Source organism: Weissella paramesenteroides ATCC 33313 (assembly GCF_000160575.1).
GTDB classification, from domain to species: domain Bacteria; phylum Bacillota; class Bacilli; order Lactobacillales; family Lactobacillaceae; genus Weissella; species Weissella paramesenteroides.
Genome location: NZ_GG697131.1, coordinates 2,049 through 5,171, shown reverse-complemented (window position 1 = coordinate 5,171; position 3,123 = coordinate 2,049). Strand labels below are relative to the sequence as shown.

Genomic DNA, 3,123 nt, shown 5'->3' with positions numbered 1-3,123 from the left:
TTTTTTGCCTTACACCACTTGCTACTTGGTTAAGTCCTCGAACCATTAGTACTAGTCCGCTCCATGCGTCACCGCACGTCCACTTCTAGCCTATCTACCTCATCATCTCTGAGGGGTCTTACTTCATTTCTGAATGGGAAATCTCATCTCGAGGCGAGTTTCACACTTAGATGCTTTCAGCGTTTATCTCATCCGTACATAGCTACTCAGCGATGCTCCTGGCGGAACAACTGATACACCAGTGGTACGTCCACCCCGGTCCTCTCGTACTAAGGGCAGCTCCTCTCAAATTTCCTACGCCCGCGACGGATAGGGACCGAACTGTCTCACGACGTTCTGAACCCAGCTCGCGTACCGCTTTAATGGGCGAACAGCCCAACCCTTGGGACCGACTACAGCCCCAGGATGCGATGAGCCGACATCGAGGTGCCAAACCTCCCCGTCGATGTGGACTCTTGGGGGAGATAAGCCTGTTATCCCCAGGGTAGCTTTTGTCCGTTGAGCGATGGCCCTTCCATGCGGAACCACCGGATCACTAAGCCCTACTTTCGTACCTGCTCGACTGGTAAGTCTCACAGTCAAGCTCCCTTGTGCCTTTACACTCTGCGAATGATTTCCAACCATTCTGAGGGAACCTTTGGGCGCCTCCGTTACCTTTTAGGAGGCGACCGCCCCAGTCAAACTGCCTGCCAGACACTGTCTTCCACCACGCTGAGTGGTGTGAGTTAGAGTGTTCATACAACGAGGGTAGTATCCCACGTTTGCCTCCATCGAAACTAGCGTCCCGATTTCTACGGCTCCTACCTATGCTGTACAAGCTGCACAAACACTCAATATCAAGCTACAGTAAAGCTCCATGGGGTCTTTCCGTCCTGTCGCGGGTAACCCGCATCTTCACGGGTCTTTAAATTTCACCGAGTCTCTCGTTGAGACAGCGCCCAGATCGTTACGCCTTTCGTGCGGGTCGGAACTTACCCGACAAGGAATTTCGCTACCTTAGGACCGTTATAGTTACGGCCGCCGTTTACTGGGGCTTCAATTCGTACCTTCGCCGAAGCTAAGCACTCCTTTTAACCTTCCAGCACCGGGCAGGCGTCAGCCCCTATACGTCATCTTACGATTTTGCAGAAACCTGTGTTTTTGATAAACAGTCGCCTGGGCCTATTCACTGCGGCTCAGCTTGCGCTGAGCACCCCTTCTCCCGAAGTTACGGGGTCATTTTGCCGAGTTCCTTAACGAGAGTTCACTCGCTCACCTTAGGATGCTCTCCTCGACTACCTGTGTCGGTTTGCGGTACGGGCAGGTAAACACTAACTAGAAGCTTTTCTCGGCAGCGTGACATCACAGACTTCCCTACTTTATTTCGGTCCCCATCACAACTTGTCCGTATAAGTGCAAGCATTTGACTCACACTAAGACTTGTTGCTTGGCCCAGCATTTCCAGCCGCTGGGTTCTGTTAGCCTTCTGCGTCCCTCCATCGTTCAAACATGTTCACCTGGTACAGGAATCTCAACCTGTTAGCCATCGACTACGCCTTTCGGCCTCGCCTTAGGTCCCGACTAACCCTGGGAGGACGAGCCTTCCCCAGGAAACCTTAGTCATACGGTGGACAGGATTCTCACCTGTCTTTCGCTACTCATACCGGCATTCTCACTTCTAAGCGCTCCACCAGTCCTCACGGTCTGACTTCATTGCCCTTAGAACGCTCTCCTATCGCGCCACTTACGTGGCACCCGTAGTTTCGGTGGTGTGTTTAGCCCCGGTACATTTTCGGCGCAGAATCACTCGACTAGTGAGCTATTACGCACTCTTTAAATGGTGGCTGCTTCTGAGCCAACATCCTAGTTGTCTATGCAACTTCACATCCTTTTCCACTTAACACACACTTAGGGACCTTAACTGACGATCTGGGCTGTTCCCCTTTCGACAATGGATCTTATCACTCACTGTCTGACTCCCGGACATACGTGATTGGCATTCGGAGTTTATCTTAATTTAGTAACCCGAGATGGGCCCCGCACCAAAACAGTGCTCTACCTCCAACACGCTATCTTCCGAGGCTAGCCCTAAAGCTATTTCGGAGAGAACCAGCTATCTCCAAGTTCGATTGGAATTTCACCGCTACCCACACCTCATCCCAACATTTTTCAACATGTACGGGTTCGGGCCTCCAGTGCGTTTTACCGCACCTTCACCCTGGACATGGGTAGGTCACCTGGTTTCGGGTCTACAACAACATACTAAAACGCCCATTTCAGACTCGCTTTCGCTACGGCTCCGGTCTTTCCACCTTAACCTTGCATGGTATCGTAACTCGCCGGTTCATTCTACAAAAGGCACGCTATCACCCATTAACGGGCTCTAACTTGTTGTAGGCACATGGTTTCAGGAACTTTTTCACTCCCCTTCCGGGGTGCTTTTCACCTTTCCCTCACGGTACTGGTTCACTATCGGTCACTAGGGAGTATTTAGCCTTACGAGATGGTCCTCGCAGTTTCCGACCGGATTTCACGTGTCCGGCCGTACTCAGGATCCTACACGGGAGTTTGCTTACTTTCGCATACGGGGCTATCACCCTGTTTCGCTCAGCTTCCCAGCTGATTCTGCTAATAAACAAATTTGTAACTCCACAACGGTAGTCCTACAACCCCAGAGTGCAAGCACTCTGGTTTGGGCTCCTCCGCGTTCGCTCGCCGCTACTGACGGAATCGATTTTTCTTTCTTCTCCTGTTGCTAATGAGATGTTTCAGTTCACAACGTCTACCTTCGTTTAACTATGTATTCATTAAACGATAACTTGCATGACAAGTTGGGTTCCCCCATTCGGAAATCCCCGGATCACAGCTTACTTACAGCTCCCCGAGGCATATCGGTGTTAGTCCCGTCCTTCATCGGCTCCTAGTGCCAAGGCATTCACCATGCGCCCTTAATAACTTAACCGATCAACTTTCGTTGATGATTTCGTTTGAGTATTGTGACTCAATGGTCACAAGCGATTTTAAACTTATTTAAAAAACTCAAAAAATTACGCGGTGTATTTTTTCGGCTCAATTTAATTGATATGATCAATTATAATGAATTTAAAAATTTACAATTATGATTCAGTTTTCAAAGAACTAATT

Annotated in this window: 1 rRNA gene; it reads right to left on the bottom strand. The window is 49.8% G+C overall.

What is annotated here, in order from left to right:
* Positions 1 to 25: 25 nt before the first annotated feature.
* Positions 26 to 2,941: ribosomal RNA gene (locus HMPREF0877_RS06970) — 23S ribosomal RNA — on the bottom strand.
* Positions 2,942 to 3,123: the final 182 nt, after the last annotated feature.